Origin of the sequence: Duganella sp. Root336D2, from assembly GCF_001425005.1 — a bacterium.
GTDB lineage: Bacteria > Pseudomonadota > Gammaproteobacteria > Burkholderiales > Burkholderiaceae_D > Rugamonas.
In genome coordinates this window covers 720,681-741,837 of sequence record NZ_LMDB01000012.1, presented here as the reverse complement: position 1 = coordinate 741,837, position 21,157 = coordinate 720,681, and the positions used below count along the sequence as shown (strand labels likewise).

Genomic DNA, 21,157 nt, shown 5'->3' with positions numbered 1-21,157 from the left:
TTTACGTTATGCTTTCCTGGCCAGATTGTCATTTCGGACAGGAATAAACAGGTATTTCCCCCTCTCAAGTCCCCTTTGAATCTGCCGTAAACAAGTTAGACTTATCTTGTTTCCTCAGGAGTTTGCCGTGGCCCTTTCCAGCACCCCAGCACTGTCATCCCCCGGTATCGGATCCGGTTTGCAGGTCAACGACATCGTCGACAAACTGATGGCAGCCGAAGCGGCGCCGTTGGCGGGCTACGACCGCAAGGCCGCGTCCTACCAGGCCAAGGTCAGCGCCTTCGGTTCGCTGACCGCCGCCGTCGGCGTGTTCCAGAGCGCATTGGGCGGCCTGACCTCGGCCAACGCCTTCAAAGGCTTCTCGACCACGGTAGGCAACAAGGACCTGCTGACTGCCAGCGCTTCGGGCAAGGCGGTGGCGGGCAACTACAAGATCAATGTCAGCCAGCTGGCCCAGGCGCAGACCCTGATGACCACCGGCCTGGCGAGCAAGACGTCGACCATCGGCCTGGGCGGCTCGACCACCCTGTCTTTCCAGTTCGGTTCGGCCAGCGGCAGCTTCGGCCTGCAAGGCACGGGTTTGAGCTCATCAATGCTGAGCAACGGGCTGGCCAACGGCTCGCTCAGCATCAACGGCACCGCCATTGCAACCTCAAGCGGGACCAATAGCGCCACCGCGCTGGCCAATGCCATCAATGACAAGACCAGCACCACCGGCGTCACCGCCAGCGTGGCGAATATTTTCTCGACCTTTGGCGACGTGGCCACCGATGGCAGCGGCTCCTACGCGCTGAAAGTAGGCAACGTCACAATCGCCAGCCAGGGTGCTGGCGTCGCCGCCGGTGCCGGCGTCACGGCCGCGTCCCTCGATGCCGACCTGGCCAATGCCGGCGGCGCCACCGCGACCGCCCTCGCAGCCGCAGGCATCACCTTTACCGGCACTGCCGCTGCCGGCACCCTGGAATTCCGCAGCGCCAGCGGCGCCAGCGTGGGCATCACCGAAACGGCAAGCGGTACCACCGGCGGCGCCAAGACCGCGGCCGGCGCCGCGAATGCCGGTGCCACGTACGCGTCGGCCAGCAGCGTCACCCTGACCTCGGCCAACGGCAGCCCGATTACCATCGCCGGCAACAATCCGGCCGCAGCCGGCCTGACTGCCGGCACCGGCGGCAGCATGCTGGGCGGCGGCTTCAGCCAGGATGCCAGCCAGCCATCGGGCTCGGTCGTCATCGACAGCACCAACAACACCCTGCAAGGCGTGGCCGACGCCATCAACAAAGCCAGCATGGGTGTGACCGCCACCATCGTCTCCGATGGCAGCGCGAGCCCGTACCGCCTGGTGCTGACCTCGAACAAGACCGGCGAAAACGCGGCCATGAAGATCAGCCTCAGCGGTGACGGCAGCAACCCGCCGGACTCCGCCCTGAGCAGCCTGCTCAGCTATGACCCGGCCGGCACCCAGTCGATGCAGCAGACCAGTGCCGCCCAAGATACCAAGTTGACCGTCAACGGCATTGCCGTCAGCAGCCACTCCAACACCGTCAACGAATCGATCCAGGGCGTAGGCCTGACGGTCAACCAGGTCGGCAGCACGACGCTCAATGTTGCGCGCGATACCAATAGCGTCAAGACCAACCTGACGGCCTTCGTCAAGGCATACAACGAACTCAACGGTGCGCTGAAGAAACTCACCGCCTACGACCCGGAAACCAAGAAAGCCGGCGCGCTGCAGGGCGACCCGACCGCCCAATCGATGCAGGCGCAACTGCGCCGCATGATGAGCGGGCAGGTCACCGGCCTGTCCGGCAGCCTGACCAATATGGGCCAGGTGGGCATTTCCTTTGCCAAAGATGGCACGCTGAGCCTGGACGACGCCAAGCTGAACAAGGCAATCGAGAAGAATTTCGGCGACATCGCCGGCCTGTTTACCGCCATCGGCAATGCGACCGACCCGAACGTCAGCTTTGTCAGTTCGACCGCGAAAACCAAGCCGGGCAGCTACCCCCTGAACATCACGGCGCTGGCCAGCCAGGGTGCACTGACCAGCTCGGCAGCGCTGGGCAGCACGACGATTGCCGCCAACACCACCTGGGCGGTGACCTTGAATGACACGACGCCCAGCAACTCGAAGAATATCGCCACTGTCACCATCCCGGCCGGCACTTACGCGCCGGCCGAACTGGCCAAGATCGTGCAGTCGTCGATCAACGGCACGGCAGCCTTCTCGGATACCGGCTCCAGCGTCACCGCCGCCATCGACGGCAGCGGCAAACTGGTGCTGTCGTCCAGCAAATACGGCTCGGCCTCGAATATCGCCCTGACCAGTGTCACCGGCAGCAGCGTCGACAGCGTGTTCGGCGGCGCCGCGGCGGTGGCCGGCACCGACGTCGCGGGCACCCTGGGCGGCAAGGCCGTGGTCGGCACCGGCCAGTCGCTGACCGGCGCCGAAGGTACCGACGCGGAAGGCTTGAAGATCGATATTACCGGCGGTGCCCTGGGCGACCGCGGCACCGTCTCGTTCTCCCAAGGCTATGCCTACCAGCTCAACAACCTGGCCACTTCCTTCCTCGGCAGCAAGGGCTTGCTGACCACCGTGACCGACGGTTTGAACAAGAGCATCAAGGACGTGACCAAGCAGCGCGACGCTTTCTCTTCCAAGCTGGACGACATCGAAAAACGCTACCGCACGCAGTTCACCCGGCTCGATGCCACCCTGGCGAAAATGCAAAGCACGCAAGCGTATTTGACTCAGCAACTGGCGGCCATCGCCTCCAACGGCTGAGCGCAGGAATAAGGAGAGATTATGTTTGGAACTACTTCACGCGGCGTCAACGCCTACGCGAAAGTCGGCCTGGAAACCGGCGTCAGCTCCGCCTCGCCGCACAAGCTGATCGTCATGCTGTATGACGGTGCCCTGGCTGCGATCATGACTGCGGCGACCCAGATGAATGCCGGGAATGTGCAGGAAAAAGGCAAGGCGATCTCGAAAGCCATCCGCATCATCGACGACGGCCTGCGCGCCAGCCTGGACAAGGAAGCCGGCGGCGAGATCGCACGCAACCTGGACGCCCTGTACGACTACATGAGCCGCCGCCTGCTGGAAGCGAACATCCAGAACAGCCCGGAACTCCTGGAAGAAGTGCGCAGCCTGCTGGCCGACCTGCGCGACACCTGGAACCAGATCGGCGGCAACCCGGCCGCAACCAATAATACCCAGACTGCTGCCTTGGCCAGCATGTAATAGAGGACGACAATGACGAACGTGGAAGTATTGACCGCCTACGGCGCCATGGCAGCACTGACCCACAAGATGGTGGCGGCAGCAACGATGTCCGACTGGGACGGACTGGAAGTGCTGGAAAGCCAGGTAGCGGCCCAGGTCGCCCTGCTGCGTGGCAATGAAGAAACCGTGGTGCTGGACGCCGGCGAGCGCCAGCAAAAGCTGGGCCTGATCAAGCAGATGCTGGACGACGACCGCCAGATCCGCGACCTGACCATGCCATGGATGGCGCAGCTGTCCAAACTGATCAACAACACCGGCACTGAACGGCGCCTGGCCGCCGCCTACGGCGCCGTCTGAGCGGGGCGGCTGCCATGCTGCCCCCGCGCCTGGATGTCCGCGGTGTCGGTGCAACGACTGCGGCATCGGCCGCGCCGGCCGTTGCCGCACCGCGCCAGGAAGCCTTCCAGCGCGCCCTCTCGCAAATGGTCGGGCAAACCCTGCCCGCCCAGGTCCTCAGCAAATTTTCAGATGGCAGCTTCCTGGTGCGCGTGGCTGACACCAATGCGCGCATGCTGCTGCCGAACGGCATCAGCAGCGGCGATGAACTGCCGCTGACCGTTGTCAGCGGCCAGCCGCGCGCCACCCTGCAGGTGGGCGCCGGCAATCCGCAGGCAGGCCAGATGGCCACTTTTGTCAGCGGCGACCTGATGCCCGACATGCCGGCCGAGAACGCCCGCCTGCCCTCGCAGGAAGCGGCCATCCTCAACCTGAGCGGCAAGCAGCCGCAGGCAGCGGGCGGGGCCGAGGCCGGCCAGGCCGGCGCCGCGCAAGCCCAGGGCCGTGCGCTGAGTCCGGGTGCCGCCCTGCTCAGCAAAGCCCCGCTGGTGCCGGCCGACCAGCTGCCTTCGCTCGGCAAGGACACCCCGCAAGCCGCACTCAGCCCGGCCGCGCGCGCCATCGCCAGCGCATTGGCCTCGGCCTACACCACGCCCGGCGTGCCGGTCACCATCAACGGCAAGACGGCGCTGAGCGCAGGCGGCCCGCCCGACACCGGCAAGCTCAGCCAGGGCTTGCAGCGCGCCCTCGGCGACAGTGGCCTGTTTTACGAATCGCACGTCGCCGAATGGGCTGAAGGCAAGCGACCGCTGCAGGACTTGCAGCGCGAACCGCAGATGCAGCGCCATGCCGCCGCACAGGGCGCGGCCCAAGGCCAGGCCGATGCGGTAGCGAAGGCATTGGCCGGCCCCGACCTGTCCGCCGCACAGATGATCAACCAGCAGTTGCACACCCACGAACAGGGCAAGGTCATGTGGCAAGGCGAAGCCTGGCCCGGCCAGCAGATGCAATGGCTGGTGGAACGCGAGCAGCAAGGCGAAGCCGGCGGCAAAGGCGGTCGCGGCGAAGGCCGCGAGGGTGAAGCCGACCCGGTCTGGCGCAGCGGTGTGCGCTTCCGCTTCCCGATGCTGGGCAAGGTCGCCGCCAACGTCACCCTGGTCGGCGACCAGGTGCACATCGCGGTACAGTCCGGCTCGGAAGACACGGCCGCCACGCTGCGCGCCTGGGCCAGCGCCTTGCAGCAAGCCATGGACGCCGCCGGTGCACCGCTGGCCTCGCTTGCCATCAATGCGGAGAACAAAGATGGCGCCGAGTGACAATAGCGAGCAGCCGCGCAAGCCGCTGCAAAGCGCGGTGGCCCTGGCCTACAAGAGCGGCGAGGCGGCGCCGAAAGTCGTCGCCAAAGGACGCGGCCTGGTAGCGGAGCAAATCATCGCGGTTGCCGCCGAGCACGGCGTGCACATCCACGAGTCGAAGGAGCTGGTATCGCTGCTGATGGAAGTGGACCTGGACCACCAGATCCCGCCACTGCTCTACCGTGTAATTGCGGAACTGTTAGCGTGGCTTTATCATATTGAAGCAGCGCAAAAGACTGGCCAGCCCGCGCCCGCGGCACCCGATCTCAGCGTACCGACTGAAGCGCCCAAAAACGGACTTTGATGCACAGCTATATTTCGGAATCGGACATGGAAAACTGGCATGATTTCGAGGTTGCTTCGCGCCGCGAGATCGCCGCGCTATTGCGCAGTATCGGCGAGAAGAACCAGTTGATTCGCATGCTCATCAAAGGCGAGTCCGATGTGTGCGTCACGTCCATCCTGGACGTCGATGCCGAGGGCGGCAACGTGATCCTCGACTGCTCCATCAGCCCCGACCAGAACCGCCGCATCCTTGGCGCCAAGCGGCTTTCCTTCGAAACCACGCTGGACAAGATCCGCATCATGTTCAGCGGCGAGCAGATCGAATCGACCACCTTTGAAGGCAGCCCGGCCTTCAGGATGCCGCTGCCGGCCAGCCTGGTGCGGCTGCAGCGGCGCGAGTACTACCGCATTGCCACACCGGTCACCAATCCTGTGCGCGTGCTGATTCCGCAGCCGGCGGAACTGGGTGGCGGCAGCAAGCCGTTCCCGCTGTCCGACATCAGTTGCGGCGGCATAGCGATCCTCGACAACAGCCTGGAATTGGGCGACACGATCGGCAAGGTCTACAGCGACTGCCGCATTGAATTACCTGAAGTGGCCACGATTACCACTGGCCTGCAGATCCGCAACTCGCTGGACCTGACGCTTTTAAACAACAAAACCAACCGCCGCCTCGGCTGCCAGTTCGTCGACATGCCGCGCTCCTCGCTGACCGCCGTGCAGCGCTACATCACCAAGCTCGAGCGCGAACGCAACGCCCGCATCGCCGGCCTCGAATAAAGTCGGTGCCAAGTCTGTCATTTGGACATTTCGCAAGCGAAATGTCCAAATGACAGACCTGGCACCGACTTTTTACACCTGCATGTTCATGATGTCGTGGTAGGCCTGCACCAGCTTGTTGCGCACCTGCACCGTGGCCTGGAAGTTGATGCTGGCTTTTTGCATCGAAATCATCACGTCCGACAGGTTGACTGAATCGTCCCCCATCTGGAAGCGCTTGGTCAGGCCTTCGGCCTTGTCCTGGCTGGCCTGCACCGCGTCCAGCGCCCCTTTCAGCGCATTGGTGAAGTCGGGCTTCTCTGCCACCTTCTCGGTCTGGACCGCCGGCGGCGTCGCTGCCGGCCGTGTCGCCGCCGCATGAAGCTGGGCGATCATGGCCTGGATTTGGCTAGAATCAATTCCGCCTGTTCTCATTAGTTGACTCCAAGATACAATATTCCTGTTTTCAGGCTTCCAGAATACCCGTGTGAAAGCAAGGGGATAGCCTTGAGCAGGATGGCAAACGACCGCCTGTTCAGGCATTTAAAGGGCGCAACATCGCCTGATAATGTGCAACAGGCCCATTAACCCACAGTGATAACCCATGGCTGCAGCCGCCGAACAAATCGATATTGACGATCCCGAAGCCCAGCAGGCCCCCAAGGGCCGCTTCGCCTTCTTCCGCACCCCAATGGGCAAGATGGTGGTCCGCGGCGCCGCTGTGGCGGGCATCCTGGCGCTGATCCTGATCCTGTGGATGTGGAACAAGGAGCCGGACTACAAGGTCCTGTTCGCCAATTACACCGACAAGGATGGCGGCGCCATCACCGCTGCGCTGGACCAGATGCAGGTCAAGTACAAGCTGGCCGAAGGCGGCCAGGCCATCCTGGTGCCGGCCGAGCAAGTGCACAATGTGCGCCTGCGCCTGGCCCAGCAGGGCTTGCCGAAGGGCGGCAATGTCGGCTTTGAAGTCATGGAAAACCAGAAGCTGGGCGTGTCGCAATTCCTGGAACAGGTCAATTACCAGCGCGCGCTGGAAGGCGAGCTGGCGCGCTCCATCCAATCCATCGGCGCCGTCGAGTCGGCGCGCGTGCACCTGGCCCTGCCCAAGCCATCCGTTTTCGTGCGCGACCAGCAGAAGCCAACCGCTTCGGTCATCCTGCAACTGCATGCCAACCGCATGATCGATCCAGCCCAGGTCAGCGCCATCGTGCACCTGGTCGCCTCTTCCGTACCGGAACTGTCGCCGGCCAATGTGACCGTGGTCGACCAGGCCGGCAACCTGGTGTCCGACGTCAACAAGAACGGCAACGCGGCCAACAACGCCAAGAACCTCGATGCATCCCAGCTCAAATACGTGCAGGAGATGCAGAAGCAAGTCATCAAGCAGGTCGAATCGATCATCACGCCGATCGTGGGCGAAGGCAATGTGCGCGCGGAAGCGGTGGCCGACGTCGACTTCTCCGCCATCGAACAGGCCGCTGAAACGTACAAGCCGAATTCGCCGCCAGCCGCTTCCGCCATCCGCAGCCAGCAGAGCAGCGAGACCAGTGGCAATGCCAACGCCAATCCGGGTGGCATTCCCGGTGCGTTGTCGAACCAGCCGCCCGGCGTCGCCACCGCCCCGCTGACCACCACCCCGCCCGGCGCTGCCGGTGCGCCGGGCCAGCCGGGCACGGGTGCGGCGAGCACCGCGACCGGCCCCAGCCATAAGGAATCGACAACCAATTACGAAGTCGACAAGACCGTGCGCTATGAACAGAAGGCAATGGCCGGACTGAAGCGCATGACCGTCGGCGTCGTAGTAAACTATCGTCGGACCATCGATAAAAACGGCAAGGTCGTGGTCAAGCCGCTGAGTGCTGACGAAATGGCCAAGATCAACAGCCTGGTCAAGGAAGCCATGGGCTTCAACCAGGACCGCGGCGATTCCGTCAGCGTGGCCAATGCGCCATTCGACGGCGTCGACAGGGAGCCGGAAGCAGCGCTGGAATGGTGGCGCGACCCGGCCAACCTGCCGCTGGCCAAGGAATTGGCGAAGTTCCTGATCACGGCCTTGATCCTGCTCTACATCTTGCTGCGTATCGTGCGTCCAATGATGCGTCCGGTGTTCAAGAAGATCGATGCGATCAACGAGCCGGAACCGGAACCGGAACCAGCGCCGATCGTCGAGCCGCTGGGCCCGACGCCGGAAGAAATGCTGGCGGAGGAGATCGCCAAGATGGAAGAAAATACTGCCCGCACCTACCGCGACAACCTGGCGCTGGCGAAGAAACTGGCCGCGGAAGATCCGCGCATCGTCGCCAACGTCATCAAGGAATGGATAGGCAACAATGACTGAGAATACCGGACTGCAAAAGGCCGCCATCCTGATGCTGGCGATGGGCGAAGGCGAAGCGGCCGAGGTGATGAAATACCTCGGCCCGCGCGAAGTGCTGAAACTGGGCGCCTCGATGGCAACCATGAAGAACATCCCGCATGAGATGGTGGTCGACGTGCTGGACGATTTCCGCGACCAGTACGCGGCCGCCTCCACCGTGGGCATCGATTCGGACGAATACATCCGCCAGGTGCTGACCAAGGCGCTGGGCGACGACAAGGCCTCGGTGCTGCTGTCGCGCATCCTGGGCGGCAAGGATGCCTCCGGCATCGAGTCCTTGAAGTGGATGGATTCGCAATCGGTGGCCGAACTGATCCGCAACGAACACCCGCAGATCATCGCCACCATCCTGGTCCACCTTGAGCGCGACCAGGCTTGCGAAATCCTGGGCCACTTCACCGACCGCCTGCGCAACGATGCGGTGCTGCGTATCGCCACGCTGGACGGCGTGCAGCCGCAGGCCTTGCGCGAACTGAACGACGTGCTGACCAAGCTCCTGTCCGGTAATGAAAATATCAAGAAATCGACGCTGGGCGGCGTGCGCGCCGCGGCCGAGATCCTGAACTTCATGTCCGGCGAGCAGGAACAGAACGTGATGGACAACATCAAGAACTACGACAACGACATGGCGCAGAAGATCATGGACGAGATGTTCGTGTTCGACAACCTGATCGACGTCGACGACCGCGGCATCCAGCTGCTGCTGCGCGAAGTGCAGTCCGAAATGCTGATCATCGCGCTGAAAGGCGCGTCGCCGGACTTGCGCGACAAGGTCTTCAAGAACATGTCGGCGCGTGCCTCGGAAATGATGCGCGAAGACCTGGAGAACAAAGGCCCGGTACGCCTGTCCGAAGTGGAGACGCAGCAGAAGCAGATCCTGCAGATCGTGCGGCGCCTGGCCGATGAAGGCCAGATCGTACTGGGCGGCAAGGGCGAGGATTCCTTCGTTTGATGGCGAATATTCCAAAAGAACAGCAGACCGCGTACCAGCGCTGGGAATTGCAATCCTTCGGCGACACGCGCCCAAGCGCACTGGCGCAGCGCGAACGCGAGGAAGAGGAAGCACGCGCCATTGCCGCTGAAGAAGCCGCGGCACAGGCAGAAGTAGCGCAGGCAGAATACGCGGCGGAGCAGCCCCGCGCCCCCGACTATCCGAGCGAAGAAGGACTGGCCGCCATCCGCGAGGAAGCGCGCCAGCAGGGCTATGAGGCCGGCTTCAAGGCCGGCCACGACGACGGCGCCGCACAGGCGCTGGATGAGGCGCGCGCTGCCACCGAGCAGGCTATCGCGCCGGTGCGCGACATTGCCGGCAACTTCAGCGCCGCGCTGCGCGACGCCGACCAGGCCATCAGCAACGAAGTGCTGGAACTGGCGCTGCACCTGGCCAAGGGCATGATCAAGACCGCCCTGCGCGTGAAGCCGGAGCTGATCCTGCCGATCGTGCGCGAAGCCATCGAATACCTGCCGGTGCTGCAACAGCCGGCGCTGCTGATCCTGAACCCGGAGGATGCTGCCGTGGTGCGTGAAGGCATTGCCGAAGAACTCGACAAAGGCGGCTGGCGCGTGATCGACGACCCGACCATCGAGCGCGGCGGCTGCAAGGTCGATACCGCCTCCAACCAGATCGATGCCACGGTGCAGTCGCGCTGGCAACGCCTGAGCCTTGCGCTGGGCAAGGACCTGGACTGGATCGACTGAGATGGGCGCCGCCGACCCACAAGTGCACGCAGGCCGCTGGCGTTCTTACCTGAACGATTGCGCCACCCTGATCGACTTCGTCGAACCGATGCAGGTGTCGGGCCGCGTCACGCGCGTGGCCGGCCTGGTGATGGAGGCGGTCGGCCTGCGCCTGGCCGTCGGCGCCGCCTGCACCGTGCCCCTGCCCTCCGGCGGCAAGGTCGAGGCCGAAGTGGTCGGCTTTGAAGGCGACAAACTGTTCCTGATGCCGCAAAGCGATGTCGAAGGCATCATTCCCGGCACCCGCGTGTTCCCGGTGGAACAGAGCGTGCCCAAGCCGGGCAGCGTCAACCACCCGCGCCGCCGCCCCAGCGACCGCGCGCGCCACCTGCCGGTCGGCCCCGAACTGCTGGGCCGGGTGGTCGATGGCGCCGGCCGCCCGCTGGACGGCCTGGGCCCGATCCAGACCAGCGATTCGGCGCCGATCAATGTGCGCCCCGCCAACCCGCTGGGCCGTGCGCCGATCGTGGAAACGCTGGACGTGGGCGTGCGCTGCATCAACGCCATGCTGACCGTCGGGCGCGGCCAGCGCATGGGCCTGTTCGCCGGTTCCGGCGTCGGCAAATCCGTCTTGCTCGGCATGATGGCACGCTACACCGAAGCGGACGTCATCGTGGTCGGCCTGATCGGCGAGCGTGGCCGCGAGGTCAAGGAATTCATCGAACAGATCCTGGGCGAGGAAGGCTTGCGCCGTTCCGTGGTCGTGGCCGCGCCGGCCGATACGCCGCCGCTGATGCGCATGCAGGGCGCAGCCTATTCCACCGCGATTGCCGAGCACTTCCGCGACAAGGGGCAGAACGTGCTGCTGATCATGGACTCCCTGACCCGCTACGCGATGGCGCAGCGCGAAATCGCGCTGGCCATCGGCGAACCGCCGGCCACCAAGGGTTATCCGCCGTCCGTGTTTGCAAAATTGCCAGTGCTGGTGGAGCGTGCCGGCAACGGCGAACTGGGCGGCGGTTCGATCACCGCTTTCTATACCGTACTGACCGAGGGCGACGACCAGCAGGACCCGATTGCCGACTCGGCCCGAGCGATCCTGGATGGCCACATCGTGCTGAACCGCCGCCTGGCCGAAGCCGGCCATTACCCGGCGATTGATATCGAACAGTCAATCAGCCGCGCCATGCACTCGATTACCTCGCACGGCCACCAGAACCAGGCGCGCAAGCTGAAACAGTTGTTTTCCCGCTACGAACGCAGCCGCGACCTGATTGCCGTAGGGGCGTACACACCGGGCACCGATCCGGTGCTTGACCAGGCCATCAACCTGCACGATAAGATTGAACAATTCCTGCAGCAGCAAATTACCGAGCAGGTCAACATGCCCGAGAGCTTGGGCCAGTTAACCACTCTATTCGACTGATTGGCGCGTTTGGCCTTGCATATAATTGACCATCATGGCCTCTACCCAGCAACTTGAAACCCTGATCGACCTGGCGCAGCGGGAAACCGACGATGCCGCCAAGCGCCTCGGCGCGGCCCTGAAGGCCGTGGCCGAGGCGGAAGAGAAGCTGAACATGCTGGTTGGCTACCGCGACGAATATGGCCGCCGCTTCGATGCTTCGCAGCAGCAAGGCATCACACCCATGGCGTATCGCAATTTCCAGGCTTTCATGGAGAAACTGGACACTGCGATCCAGGGCCAGCAGGAAGTGCTGCGCCATAGCAAGGTGCGCGGCGACCAGGAGAAGCAAATGTGGCAAGACGCTGAACGCAAGCGCATGTCGTATTCCACCTTGCGCGACCGGGCCGAAGCCCAGGAGCTCAAGAAGGAAGCCAAGCGCGACCAGAAGGCCATGGACGAACACGCCTCCCGCCAGGCATTTTTCAAACGCTAGACCGATTCGATCATGCAAACCCAGACTGTACAGAACTCCCCTCTTCTTTCCGGCAACACGGCTGCTGGCCGTTCGTCCAATGCTGCGCAGGAAGACAATCAGTTTGCACAGGCCCTGAACAACCAGATCGAACGCCAGGCCAAGGCCCTGCCGCCTTCGCTGCAAGCGCAAGCCAATGGCGCGGCACGCCGTGCCGAGGCGCCAAAACCGGCCGCACAGCAACCGCACGCACAGGCAAGCCAGCAGCCGAAGCCGGCCTCCAGCACAACGGCCCAGGGCAACAAGCCAGCCGCGCCAGCGCCGCCAAAGGCCCCGCCAAGCAACCAGGCCAACAATACCGCGGCAAGCGCGGAGGCGCAGTCCGCCGCCAATGCTGCGGGCGCCGACGCGCCCGCAGCGCCCGCAGCGCCCAACGCTGCCCCTGCAGCCGGCGCCGCCACCGGCGCCGATGCAGCCACCGAACAGGCCGATAGCCAGCAAGCCGCCAGCGACGCGGTGGCCGACATGCTGGCCATGATCCAGGGCCTGGCCCAGCCCACCTCCGCCGACGCCGCCAGCGCTGCTGCTGCGGCTGCCGCGGCGGCTGCCGCAGCAGCAGCGCTAGCCGCAGGCAAAGACGGCCGCGCAAGCGATGCCGGACTGGCCGGCGACGCCATGCTGTCCAGCAGCGGCGGCACGACTGCCAGCGCCGAGCGCTTGCCTGAAGAAGGCATGGCCCTCGACCAGGCCGCGCTGCAGGCAGCGAAAGCCAGCGCACAGGAACAGGATCCGGCCGGGGCGGACGCCCTGGCCAAGGCGCGCCACGGCGCAGCCAGCGAAGCCGGCGACGCCGGTGCAGCCTCCGCCACTACTGCCGCCAGCGACAAGGCGGCGACCCAGCCGCGCAGCGACTTCCAGGCCGTCCTGCAGCAAGCCAGCGCCGACGCCGGCAAGGCCGCCGACGCAGCTGCACAAGATGCCAGGCACACAATCCAGCCGCAGGCAAATCCCCTGCAAGCGGCCGCTACCGCCCTCGCCCCAGCCGGCGCCGCGAATGCGCAAGCCGCCCAGGCCCTGGCCAGCAACCAGCTGCACGCCCGCGTCGGCAGCCAGGGCTGGGACCACCAGCTGGGCCAGAAAGTGGTGTGGATGGCCAACGGCGGCGAACAGAGCGCCACCCTGACCTTGAACCCGCCCGACCTCGGCCCACTGCAAGTGGTGCTGAGCATCTCCAATGACCAGGCCAGCGTCGCCTTCACAGCGGCCCAGCCGGAAGTGCGTGAGGCGCTCGAACAGGCGCTGCCGAAGCTGCGCGAAACCATGGGCGAAGCCGGCATCATGCTGGGCGACACCAGCGTGTCCTCCGGCAGCCAGGACCAGCAGAAGGCCTTCGCCGAAATGGAAGCCGCCGCCGGCCGTGGCCGTGGTCGCGGCGTCGCCAATGGCCAGAATGACAATGCCGAGAACACGGCGCAGGCCGCCCCCCAGCTGCGCCGCAGCGTACTGGGCGCCGTCGACACCTTCGCCTAAGGCAGAGATAGCCCTGCTTCCTGCCTCTTTTCGGCGCATCGCTCCCCGAAAGCTTTCGCGATAATGACATAATGGCGTCATGATCCAACTCTTGCATCCAAGGCAGCAGAATTGAAAGCGAATCCAAAAATGAAGGCTGATGCTAAGGCAGAAGCAGCACCGCCGGCCGGTGGCGGAAAGAAAAAGCTGATCATCATCCTGGCTGGCGTGTTGGTACTCGCGCTGGCCGGCGGCGGCGGCGCATGGTTCATGCTGAAGAGCGATAGCGGCGAAGAACATTCGGAAGAAGCCAAGCCGAACAAGAAGGCCAAGAAGCCGGCCAAGAAAGCCGGTCCGCCAGTGTACGTTCCGGTGGACCAGTTCACGGTCAACCTGCAGCCGGAAAATGGCGACCAGTACCTGCAACTGGCGATCACGCTGCAGGCCGGCAGCCTGGAAGAGTCGGAAGTCATCAAGACCAATATGCCCAAGGTGCGCAGCCGTATCCTGCTGCTGCTGTCGAGCAAGCATGCGTCCGAGATCAATACCCCGGAGGGCAAGCAGCAACTGAGCAAGGACATCATGGAAGCGGTCAACCTGCCGTTTGAAAGCGGCGGCGAGGCGCAGGAAGTTTCCGAAGTATTGTTCACCGCATTCATCATCCAGTAAGGCGCGGGTGAAGCATGGCTGATAATTTTCTCTCCCAGGAAGAAGTCGATGCCCTCTTGAAGGGCGTCAACGGCGACCAGGACGACGTCGCAACGCCCGAGGAGACCACGGGTGTCCGCACCTACAACCTGGCGACGCAGGAACGCATCGTCCGGGGCCGGATGCCGACCCTGGAAATTATCAACGAGCGTTTCGCGCGCCTGCTGCGCGTGGGCCTGTTCAACTTCCTGCGCCGCAGCGCGGAAGTGTCGGTCGGTTCGGTGCGCGTGTCCAAGTATTCCGAGTTCATCCGCAACCTGGTGGTGCCCACCAACCTCAACCTGGTGCACATGAAGCCGCTGCGCGGCACGGCCCTGATGGTATTCGACCCGGGCCTGGTGTTCTTGCTGGTTGACAACCTGTTCGGTGGCGACGGCCGCTTCCACACCCGCGTCGAAGGGCGCGACTTTACCCAGACCGAGCAGCGCATCATCCTGCGCATCCTCGACATCGTGTTCGAGGCCTATACCAAATCGTGGGAACCAGTGTACCCGGTGGAGTTCGAGTACATCCGTTCCGAAATGAATACGCAGTTTGCCAACATCGCCACTCCGAACGAGGTGGTGGTGGCGTCGACCTTCACCATCGAACTCGGTTCGGTGTCGGGCCAGATCCACTTCTGCATGCCCTACTCGATGATCGAGCCGATCCGCGACGCGCTGACCTCCTCGCTGCAGGGCGAAGCGCTGGAAGTGGACAAGCGCTGGATCCGCCTGATGACGCAGCAGATCCAGATCGCCGAGGTGGAACTGGTGGCCAAGCTCGGCACCGCCAAGGTCAGCTTCGACGAGATCCTGAACATGAAAGCCGGCGACGTGATCCCGCTGACCATCCCGGAAACCATCGAGGCGACCGTGGATGGCGTGCCTGTGCTCGACTGCACCTACGGGGTGTTGAACGGGCAATACGCATTGAAGGTGGAGAAACTGCTGGCAAACGCGGATAATATGAAATAAAGCTAGGAGAGAAACATGGCGGATAATCAAGACGACGATACAAGCATGGATGACGATTGGGGCGCCGCGATTGCCGAGCAGGCCGCTGCCGAAGCGGCTGCCATGCAGAACCAGGCCGCCACTGCCGCCGTGTTCAAGGACTTTTCCAAGCAGCCCAACAAGACCGAAACCCATAACGATATCGACTTCATCCTCGATATCCCGGTCCAGCTGACGGTGGAACTGGGCCGCACCAAGATCGCCATCAAGAACCTGCTGCAACTGGCGCAGGGCTCGGTGGTGGAACTGGACGGCCTGGCCGGCGAACCGATGGACGTGCTGGTCAATGGCTGCCTGATCGCACAGGGCGAGGTGGTGGTGGTGAACGACAAGTTCGGTATCCGCCTGACTGATATCATCACGCCTTCCGAACGCATCCGAAAACTGAATAAATGAAGCAGAGCACAACTGCCTTGCACTTGCTGCGGCCGCTGACCATCGCGGCTGCCCTCTGCCTCACTGGCGCACCCGTGCTGGCGCAGCAAGCCCCCGCCCCCGAGACCATTTCCAGCAGCACGCAAGCAGCCCCGGCCAACGCCGCCAATCCGGCCGCTCCGGTCGCTGGCGCCGCGGCCGCGACGCCCGAACAGCAAGCCGCCCTGGCCGGCGCCCGCGCCGCCAATACCCAGGCGCCGAACAATGTGCTGGCCGCGCAGGCCCCGTCCGCTGCCGGTTCGCTGCTGCAGACCATCCTGTCGCTGGGCTTCGTCATTGCCCTGCTGGTCGGCCTGGCCTGGCTGCTGAAGCGCTTCGGCCCGAAACACATTACCGGCGGCAGCAAGGTCAAGCTGGTCGGTGCCCTGAGCGTCGGCGCGCGCGAGCGCATCCTGGTGGTGGAAGTCGGCGAGCAATGGATCGTTGTGGGCGCCTCGCCAGGCCGCATGAATGCGCTGGCTACCATGCCGCGCCAGGACAGCGGCGAAGCCGAACTGGCGGGTGCACAGGCCGCGCCGGGAGCCAATTTCGCCGAGTGGTTCAAACAGACGATTGACAAGCGCAATGGCAAATAAACGCGCACTGTGCCTCGCTGCCGGCGCCGTGCTAGTCCTGCCGCTGATTGCCGCCGCCGAACCGACCATCCCAGCCTTCACCAGCACGCCCGCGGCGGGCGGCGGCACCAATTACGGCCTGACGCTGCAAACGCTGATCCTGATGACGGCGCTGACCTTCATCCCGGCGGCGCTGCTGATGATGACCGGCTTCACCCGCATCGTGATCGTGCTGTCGCTGCTGCGCCAGGCGCTCGGTACGCAGTCGGCACCGCCCAACCAGGTCATCATCGGCCTGTCGCTGTTCCTGACCTTCTTCGTCATGAGCCCGGTGTTCGACAAGATCTACAGCGAGGCCTGGGTGCCGCTGCAGGACAACAAGATCAGCATGCAGCAAGCGATGGAACGCTCGGCCGCGCCGCTGAAAACCTTCATGCTGAAGCAGACCCGCCAGTCCGACCTGGCTCTGTTCGTGAAAATTTCACGCAGCCAGGAATTGCAGGGGCCGGAAGACGTGCCGCTCAAGATCCTGGTGCCGGCCTTCATTACGTCCGAGCTGAAGACCGCCTTCCAGATCGGCTTCGCCATCTTCATCCCCTTCCTCATCATCGACATGGTGGTGGCGTCGGTACTGATGTCGATGGGTATGATGATGATGTCGCCCGCCGTGATTTCGCTGCCGTTCAAGCTGATGCTGTTCGTGCTGGTCGATGGCTGGCAACTGCTGCTGGGTTCGCTTTCCCAGAGCTTCTACTAGCGAGGTGTGCGATGACGCCTGAAACAGTCATGACCATGGGCCGCCAGGCCATGGAAGTCACGCTGATGGTGGCGGCGCCGCTGCTGCTGGTGGCGCTGCTGATCGGCCTGGTGGTCTCGATCTTCCAGGCCGCCACCCAGATCAACGAAGCGACCCTGTCCTTCATCCCGAAACTGGTCGGCGTATTCGTCACCCTGGTGGTGGCGGGGCCGTGGATGATTTCCGTGATGGTCGACTACATGCGGCAAGTGCTGACCGGCATTCCATCGCTGGTCTCGTGAGCGATGCTGGTCGTTACCGCCGCTGAACTCAATACCTGGATCGCCGCCCTGCTGTGGCCGGCGGCCCGCATCCTGTCGCTGATCGCGGCCTCCCCTATTTTCGGCAATGCCCGCATCCCGCAGAACGTCAAGCTCGCGCTGGGCATACTGATCGCCATGGTGGTCGCACCGGCCGTGCCTGCCATGCCGGCCCTTGATCCCGCCGGCTGGGCCGGGCTTTCAGTGCTGGCGCGCGAAATCGTGATCGGCGCCGGCATGGGGTTCGCTTTGCGATTGGTCTTCGCGGCAGTGGAAATGGCGGGCGAGATTTCCAGCCTGACCATGGGCCTGGGTTTCGCCAGTTTCTTCGACCCGATGTCGCAAGGCCGCTCCTCGGCGGTATCGCAATTCCTGGTGTGGGTGGTGACGCTGGCCGTGCTGGCGGTGAATGCCCACCTGGTGCTGATCGAAGCGCTGGCGGAAAGCTTTTACACCCTGCCGGTGGCAGCCATTCCCTTCCACAACGATGGCTTCTGGGATTTGGCGCTGTGGGGCTCGAAGATCTTCACGGCCGGCCTGCAGTTGTCGCTGCCGATCGTCGCGGCGCTGCTCATCACCAACGTCGCGCTGGGCGTCCTGACGCGCGCCGCGCCGCAGCTGAACCTGTTCGGCATCGGCTTCCCGATCACCCTCGGCGTCGGCTTCCTGACGATCACAATGACCCTGCCCTACATGAGCATGCCGATCCAGGTGCTGGTCAACGAGGGCATAGAAAAAGCGCGGCAATTGCCGCGCGAGTGGGATAGCAGGAAAGCCCGGCCGCCGATGCCGGGCAAACCTCAGATCAAATTGAACAACGACAAGCCTGCCAGCGCCTTGTAGGATTTTTGCGCTGCTTCCAGCGTGGTTTGCTGCTGCGTGAAGCGCGAGATGGCTTCCACCGGATCCAGGTCGACCAGGTCGGAAATCTGGCTCGAGTACTGCAGGTTCAAATCCTCGCCTGCGCTGTCGAGATGATCGAGCTCGCTCAGGCGGGCGCCCACCGAGGCGCGCACCGACAGCACATTGTCCAGCGAATTGGTGATGTTCTGGTTGGCCAGGTTCAGCGCATTGGTCAATGCGGTGCCCGCCTGTGGCGTACCTGATGGACCGCGCAACGCAGCGATCAGCGTGGTCATGGTTTCGAACACCGACTGATTCTTGCTCGGATCGACATTGAACACGTCGCCGTTGGCCGGTGCGCCTGTGACGTCCATCTGGATGCCATCGAAGGCGATCGGCTGGCCGGACACGAATGGTACGTTGGAGGCGACCGCGGTGCCGGCAGTAACGTCGTTGACGGTATACGTGGTCACCGCCGGCGTACCGGTCACGCTAAAGTTCAGCGTGTAGTTGTGGCCCGTCACAGCCGAGGGTGTCTTCACCACGCCCGGCGAAATGATGCCGGTGCCGCCGCGCGTGTAGTTGGCAGGGTCGACGCTGGTCTGGAAGGTGCCGTTGCCGGTGATATTGCTTTCAAAGATAGCCGAACCGGTTTCGCTGGTGGCCAGCTTGCGCGACGACGCCACCTGCAGTTCGCGCTGGCCCTGGTCGCCGTTGTAGGTGGCGCCGGTAGCGGAACGGGTAAACGGCTTGATGTCGCTCTTGTAGCCGGAGAACAGGTAGGCGCCGGTGCCGTCGGTGGCATTGGCCTGGCCCAGCAAGTCTTCCAGGCGCCCTTCCAGTTCCTTGGCCAGCGCTTCGCGGTCGGCCAGGGTAAAGCCGGGGTTGCCGGCTGCGACGATCTTGCTCTTCACTTCCTGCAGCAGGTCGTCGGTGTTGGCCAGCGTATTGTCCACCAGCGACAGCGAGGAATTGGCATTGCTGCGGTTGGTGACGAACTGGGTGTTTATTGACTTCGACTGCGACACTTCCAGCGCGCGCGCCGAGGCAACCGGGTCGTCCGACGGGTTCACGACACGCCGCATGGTCGATAACTGCATCTGCGTCTTCTGCAACTGCGCCTGCAGCGTATTCAGCTGGCTGACGCCGTTCTCGTAAATCGTCCGGGTGGCAATACGCATGACCATGATGCTATTCCTTCAAAAATCTTACCTGCCCAGCGACAGCAGGGTATCGAACAATTCGCTGGCGACCTGGATCACTTTGCCAGATGCCTGGTAGGCCTGCTGGTAGCGCAGCAGGTTGGAAGCTTCTTCGTCCAGGTTCACCCCGGACACCGAATCGCGCGCGGCCTGGGCCTGCGCCACCGTGGTATCGGCCGCTGCGCCGGCAATCTGCACTTCGCGCGTCTTGTTGCCGACGAAGTTGACCATCTGCGCATAGCTGGCCTGGAAGGTCGCATGGCCATCGTCCAGGATGTTCTTCGTCTGCAGGCCGGCCAGCAGCACGCCATTGCGCGCGTCGCCTACGCCGCTGCCCGGCGCAATGGTGAACTTGTCGTTGTTGGCCGGGCTGCCGGTGATCTCGAATTCAATCCCCTGGAACGCCATCTTGGCCCCGGCGGTGTAAGGCACCGGCGTACCCGCCGGGTAGCTCGTGGTGGTGCCGTTGACCGTGACATCCACCGCCGTCGGGAAGCCGCTGAGCTGGTTGGTCGCACTGTTGTAGGTCAGCGTCACCGGCGCGGCAAGCTGGTTGCCCGGCAACAAGTAGTTCGAATTCACCGCACCAGCGCTGATCTTGCCGGTGCCGGTGTTCGTGGCCGGCAGCGAGGTGCTGATCGGCGCACCCAGCGCAATCTTGTTACGGTCCTTCAGTTCGACGCCGAAATCCTGCGCCGCGTTATAGGTCGGGCGCACCAGGAAATGGTCGGGGCCGCCTGCGGCACCGGTGATCGAAAACGCCACGCCGTCGATCACTTGCGGCTGGGCCTGCGGATACGGTGCGATGGTCGTGGTCGCGCCATCGCTGGCGCGCGTCACGACGAAGTCGGTACCGTTGTAGTTGATGTCGTAATCGGAGGTGGTCAGCTTGGCCGCGTCGACCACCACCGCATCGATTTTCACCGTGCTCGACGACGAATTGCGGGAGTCGTAGCCGACGTAGGCGTGGATGTCCTTGAAGAAGTTGCCGCCCAGGTTGCCATCCAGGTCGATGCCGAGCTTATGCTGGTCGTTGAAGGCGTCGGCCAGGCCGGCCGCAATCTTGCCCAGGTTGGCATTCGCCACGTCCAGGCCGCTGTTGCGGAAGTCGATCAGGCCGCCCAGCTGGCCGCCGGTCAGGACGCTGTCCGGCAGTTGCGAGAAGGCGCCGCTCTGGGTTCGGTAGCCGACCACGATGCGCTCCGGGTCGGACGGCGAGGTGGCGGTGGCCAGTTCCTGGCTGCGGTTGCCGATCACCAGCGGCTGGCCGGTGCCGAACGAGACGTTCAGCATATTGTTCTCAGCCGGAATCACCGTAACCTTGATCTGCTTGTTCATCTCGGCGATCAGGGCATCGCGCTGGTCCATCAGGTCGCTCGGCAGGGCCGAAGGATCGACCGACAGGCCGGCAATCGTGTTGTTCATCTCGGCGATACGGCGCGCAAAGGAATTGATCTCGTTGACGCTGGAGGTAACGCCGGTGTTGACACCTTCGTTCAATTCCTTCATGCGGCTGGACAGGCCGTTGAAGCGCGAAGCCAGCGACTCGGCCGCCGACAGCATGGCCTGGCGCGCCGCGGTCGATTGCGGGTTGGAGTTGGCATTCTGCACGCCGCTGAAGAAGCTCTGCAGTGCCGGCCCCAGGCCGACCGTGGTATCGGCCAGCAGGTTGTCGATCTGGCTGACCTGGTTGAAATAGGTGTCGAGGTGGGACTGGTTGGTCTGCGCGCCCAGCAGTTGGCGATTCAGGAAATCGTCATAGACGCGCTTGATCTGCGCCACTTCAGTGCCAGTGCCGATGAAACCTTCGCCGCTCTGGATCGGCTGCGTGGTGCTTTGCACCGTTACCTGGCGGTTATAGCCGAGCACATTGGCGTTGGTAATGTTGTGCCCAGTGGTGGCCAGGCCCGTCTGGGCAGCCAACAAACCACTTTTACCGATGCTGAGTAAGGACATTTTG

Annotated in this window: 22 protein-coding genes; 19 read left to right on the top strand and 3 right to left on the bottom strand. The window is 63.7% G+C overall.

Annotated features, from left to right (window positions below):
* Nucleotides 1-127: 127 nt before the first annotated feature.
* Genes fliD through ASD07_RS13515 form a run of 6 tightly spaced genes read left to right on the top strand, consistent with a single transcriptional unit; the run spans nucleotide 128 to nucleotide 5,979 of the window.
* Entirely contained in the window at nucleotides 128-2,782 is a 2,655-nt protein-coding gene (gene fliD / locus ASD07_RS13540) for a flagellar filament capping protein FliD (protein WP_229207139.1), read from the top strand.
* A gap of 21 nt (nucleotides 2,783-2,803) precedes the next feature.
* On the top strand, nucleotides 2,804-3,241 hold the full coding sequence (fliS, locus tag ASD07_RS13535) for a flagellar export chaperone FliS (RefSeq protein ID WP_055930756.1): 438 nt from the start codon (nucleotides 2,804-2,806) through the stop codon (nucleotides 3,239-3,241).
* Nucleotides 3,242-3,253: 12 nt separating this feature from the next.
* Nucleotides 3,254-3,580, top strand: coding sequence for a flagellar protein FliT (locus ASD07_RS13530; protein ID WP_229207138.1), 327 nt, complete (start codon nucleotides 3,254-3,256; stop codon nucleotides 3,578-3,580).
* A gap of 14 nt (nucleotides 3,581-3,594) precedes the next feature.
* A complete protein-coding gene (locus tag ASD07_RS13525) occupies nucleotides 3,595-4,875 on the top strand; it encodes a flagellar hook-length control protein FliK (protein WP_055930753.1) in 1,281 nt (426 codons plus the stop codon).
* The gene (locus ASD07_RS13520; RefSeq protein ID WP_055930750.1) at nucleotides 4,862-5,218 is read left to right on the top strand and encodes an EscU/YscU/HrcU family type III secretion system export apparatus switch protein; all 357 of its coding nucleotides are present in this window, start codon (nucleotides 4,862-4,864) and stop codon (nucleotides 5,216-5,218) included. The genes ASD07_RS13525 and ASD07_RS13520 overlap by 14 nt, the downstream gene beginning before the upstream one ends.
* A gap of 26 nt (nucleotides 5,219-5,244) precedes the next feature.
* Nucleotides 5,245-5,979, top strand: a complete 735-nt coding sequence (locus ASD07_RS13515; RefSeq protein ID WP_082507339.1) for a flagellar brake protein — start codon at nucleotides 5,245-5,247, stop codon at nucleotides 5,977-5,979.
* A 72-nt stretch (nucleotides 5,980-6,051) separates the two neighbouring features.
* Here the strand turns inward: ASD07_RS13515 and fliE are convergent, their stop codons facing one another.
* A complete protein-coding gene (fliE, locus tag ASD07_RS13510; protein WP_055930745.1) occupies nucleotides 6,052-6,393 on the bottom strand; it encodes a flagellar hook-basal body complex protein FliE in 342 nt (113 codons plus the stop codon).
* 169 nt (nucleotides 6,394-6,562) lie between these two features.
* Between fliE and fliF the strand changes: the two genes are divergently transcribed.
* The 13 genes from fliF to fliR all read left to right on the top strand — a co-directional run bounded on the left by fliF (nucleotide 6,563) and on the right by fliR (nucleotide 17,995).
* Nucleotides 6,563-8,299 carry a flagellar basal-body MS-ring/collar protein FliF gene (gene fliF, locus ASD07_RS13505; RefSeq protein ID WP_055930743.1) on the top strand — a complete coding sequence of 579 codons (1,737 nt, stop codon included), beginning with the start codon at nucleotides 6,563-6,565 and terminating at the stop codon, nucleotides 8,297-8,299.
* Nucleotides 8,292-9,290: a flagellar motor switch protein FliG gene (gene fliG / locus ASD07_RS13500; protein WP_055930739.1), complete on the top strand. Its 999-nt coding sequence runs from the start codon at nucleotides 8,292-8,294 to the stop codon at nucleotides 9,288-9,290. Before fliF ends, fliG begins: the two co-directional genes overlap by 8 nt.
* Nucleotides 9,290-10,036: a flagellar assembly protein FliH gene (gene fliH, locus ASD07_RS13495; protein ID WP_055930736.1), complete on the top strand. Its 747-nt coding sequence runs from the start codon at nucleotides 9,290-9,292 to the stop codon at nucleotides 10,034-10,036. The genes fliG and fliH overlap by 1 nt, the downstream gene beginning before the upstream one ends.
* A gap of 1 nt (nucleotide 10,037) precedes the next feature.
* A complete protein-coding gene (fliI, locus tag ASD07_RS13490; protein ID WP_055930733.1) occupies nucleotides 10,038-11,441 on the top strand; it encodes a flagellar protein export ATPase FliI in 1,404 nt (467 codons plus the stop codon).
* A 34-nt stretch (nucleotides 11,442-11,475) separates the two neighbouring features.
* Nucleotides 11,476-11,916 (top strand): flagellar export protein FliJ, encoded by a 441-nt coding sequence (gene fliJ / locus ASD07_RS13485; RefSeq protein WP_055931840.1) that lies wholly within the window; start codon nucleotides 11,476-11,478, stop codon nucleotides 11,914-11,916.
* Between the two features lie 12 nt (nucleotides 11,917-11,928).
* A complete protein-coding gene (locus ASD07_RS13480) occupies nucleotides 11,929-13,425 on the top strand; it encodes a flagellar hook-length control protein FliK (protein ID WP_055930730.1) in 1,497 nt (498 codons plus the stop codon).
* 129 nt (nucleotides 13,426-13,554) lie between these two features.
* Complete coding sequence (fliL, locus tag ASD07_RS13475) at nucleotides 13,555-14,073, top strand: flagellar basal body-associated protein FliL (protein ID WP_055930727.1); 519 nt, start codon at nucleotides 13,555-13,557, stop codon at nucleotides 14,071-14,073.
* A 14-nt stretch (nucleotides 14,074-14,087) separates the two neighbouring features.
* Nucleotides 14,088-15,068: a flagellar motor switch protein FliM gene (fliM, locus tag ASD07_RS13470; RefSeq protein WP_055930724.1), complete on the top strand. Its 981-nt coding sequence runs from the start codon at nucleotides 14,088-14,090 to the stop codon at nucleotides 15,066-15,068.
* A gap of 15 nt (nucleotides 15,069-15,083) precedes the next feature.
* On the top strand, nucleotides 15,084-15,503 hold the full coding sequence (fliN, locus tag ASD07_RS13465; protein ID WP_055930721.1) for a flagellar motor switch protein FliN: 420 nt from the start codon (nucleotides 15,084-15,086) through the stop codon (nucleotides 15,501-15,503).
* Complete coding sequence (gene fliO, locus ASD07_RS13460; RefSeq protein ID WP_055930718.1) at nucleotides 15,500-16,117, top strand: flagellar biosynthetic protein FliO; 618 nt, start codon at nucleotides 15,500-15,502, stop codon at nucleotides 16,115-16,117. Before fliN ends, fliO begins: the two co-directional genes overlap by 4 nt.
* On the top strand, nucleotides 16,107-16,853 hold the full coding sequence (gene fliP, locus ASD07_RS13455; protein ID WP_055930715.1) for a flagellar type III secretion system pore protein FliP: 747 nt from the start codon (nucleotides 16,107-16,109) through the stop codon (nucleotides 16,851-16,853). Before fliO ends, fliP begins: the two co-directional genes overlap by 11 nt.
* Before the next feature lie 11 nt (nucleotides 16,854-16,864).
* On the top strand, nucleotides 16,865-17,134 hold the full coding sequence (gene fliQ / locus ASD07_RS13450) for a flagellar biosynthesis protein FliQ (RefSeq protein WP_055930712.1): 270 nt from the start codon (nucleotides 16,865-16,867) through the stop codon (nucleotides 17,132-17,134).
* A gap of 3 nt (nucleotides 17,135-17,137) precedes the next feature.
* Nucleotides 17,138-17,995: a flagellar biosynthetic protein FliR gene (gene fliR, locus ASD07_RS13445; protein ID WP_082507294.1), complete on the top strand. Its 858-nt coding sequence runs from the start codon at nucleotides 17,138-17,140 to the stop codon at nucleotides 17,993-17,995.
* Here fliR and flgL read toward each other — a convergent pair.
* Both flgL and flgK read right to left on the bottom strand, forming a co-directional pair.
* Nucleotides 17,953-19,182 (bottom strand): flagellar hook-associated protein FlgL, encoded by a 1,230-nt coding sequence (flgL, locus tag ASD07_RS13440; RefSeq protein WP_307144384.1) that lies wholly within the window; start codon nucleotides 19,180-19,182, stop codon nucleotides 17,953-17,955. The genes fliR and flgL overlap by 43 nt on opposite strands.
* A 21-nt stretch (nucleotides 19,183-19,203) precedes the next feature.
* The gene (gene flgK / locus ASD07_RS13435; RefSeq protein WP_082507293.1) at nucleotides 19,204-21,153 is read right to left on the bottom strand and encodes a flagellar hook-associated protein FlgK; all 1,950 of its coding nucleotides are present in this window, start codon (nucleotides 21,151-21,153) and stop codon (nucleotides 19,204-19,206) included.
* Between the last annotated feature and the right edge of the window lie 4 nt (nucleotides 21,154-21,157).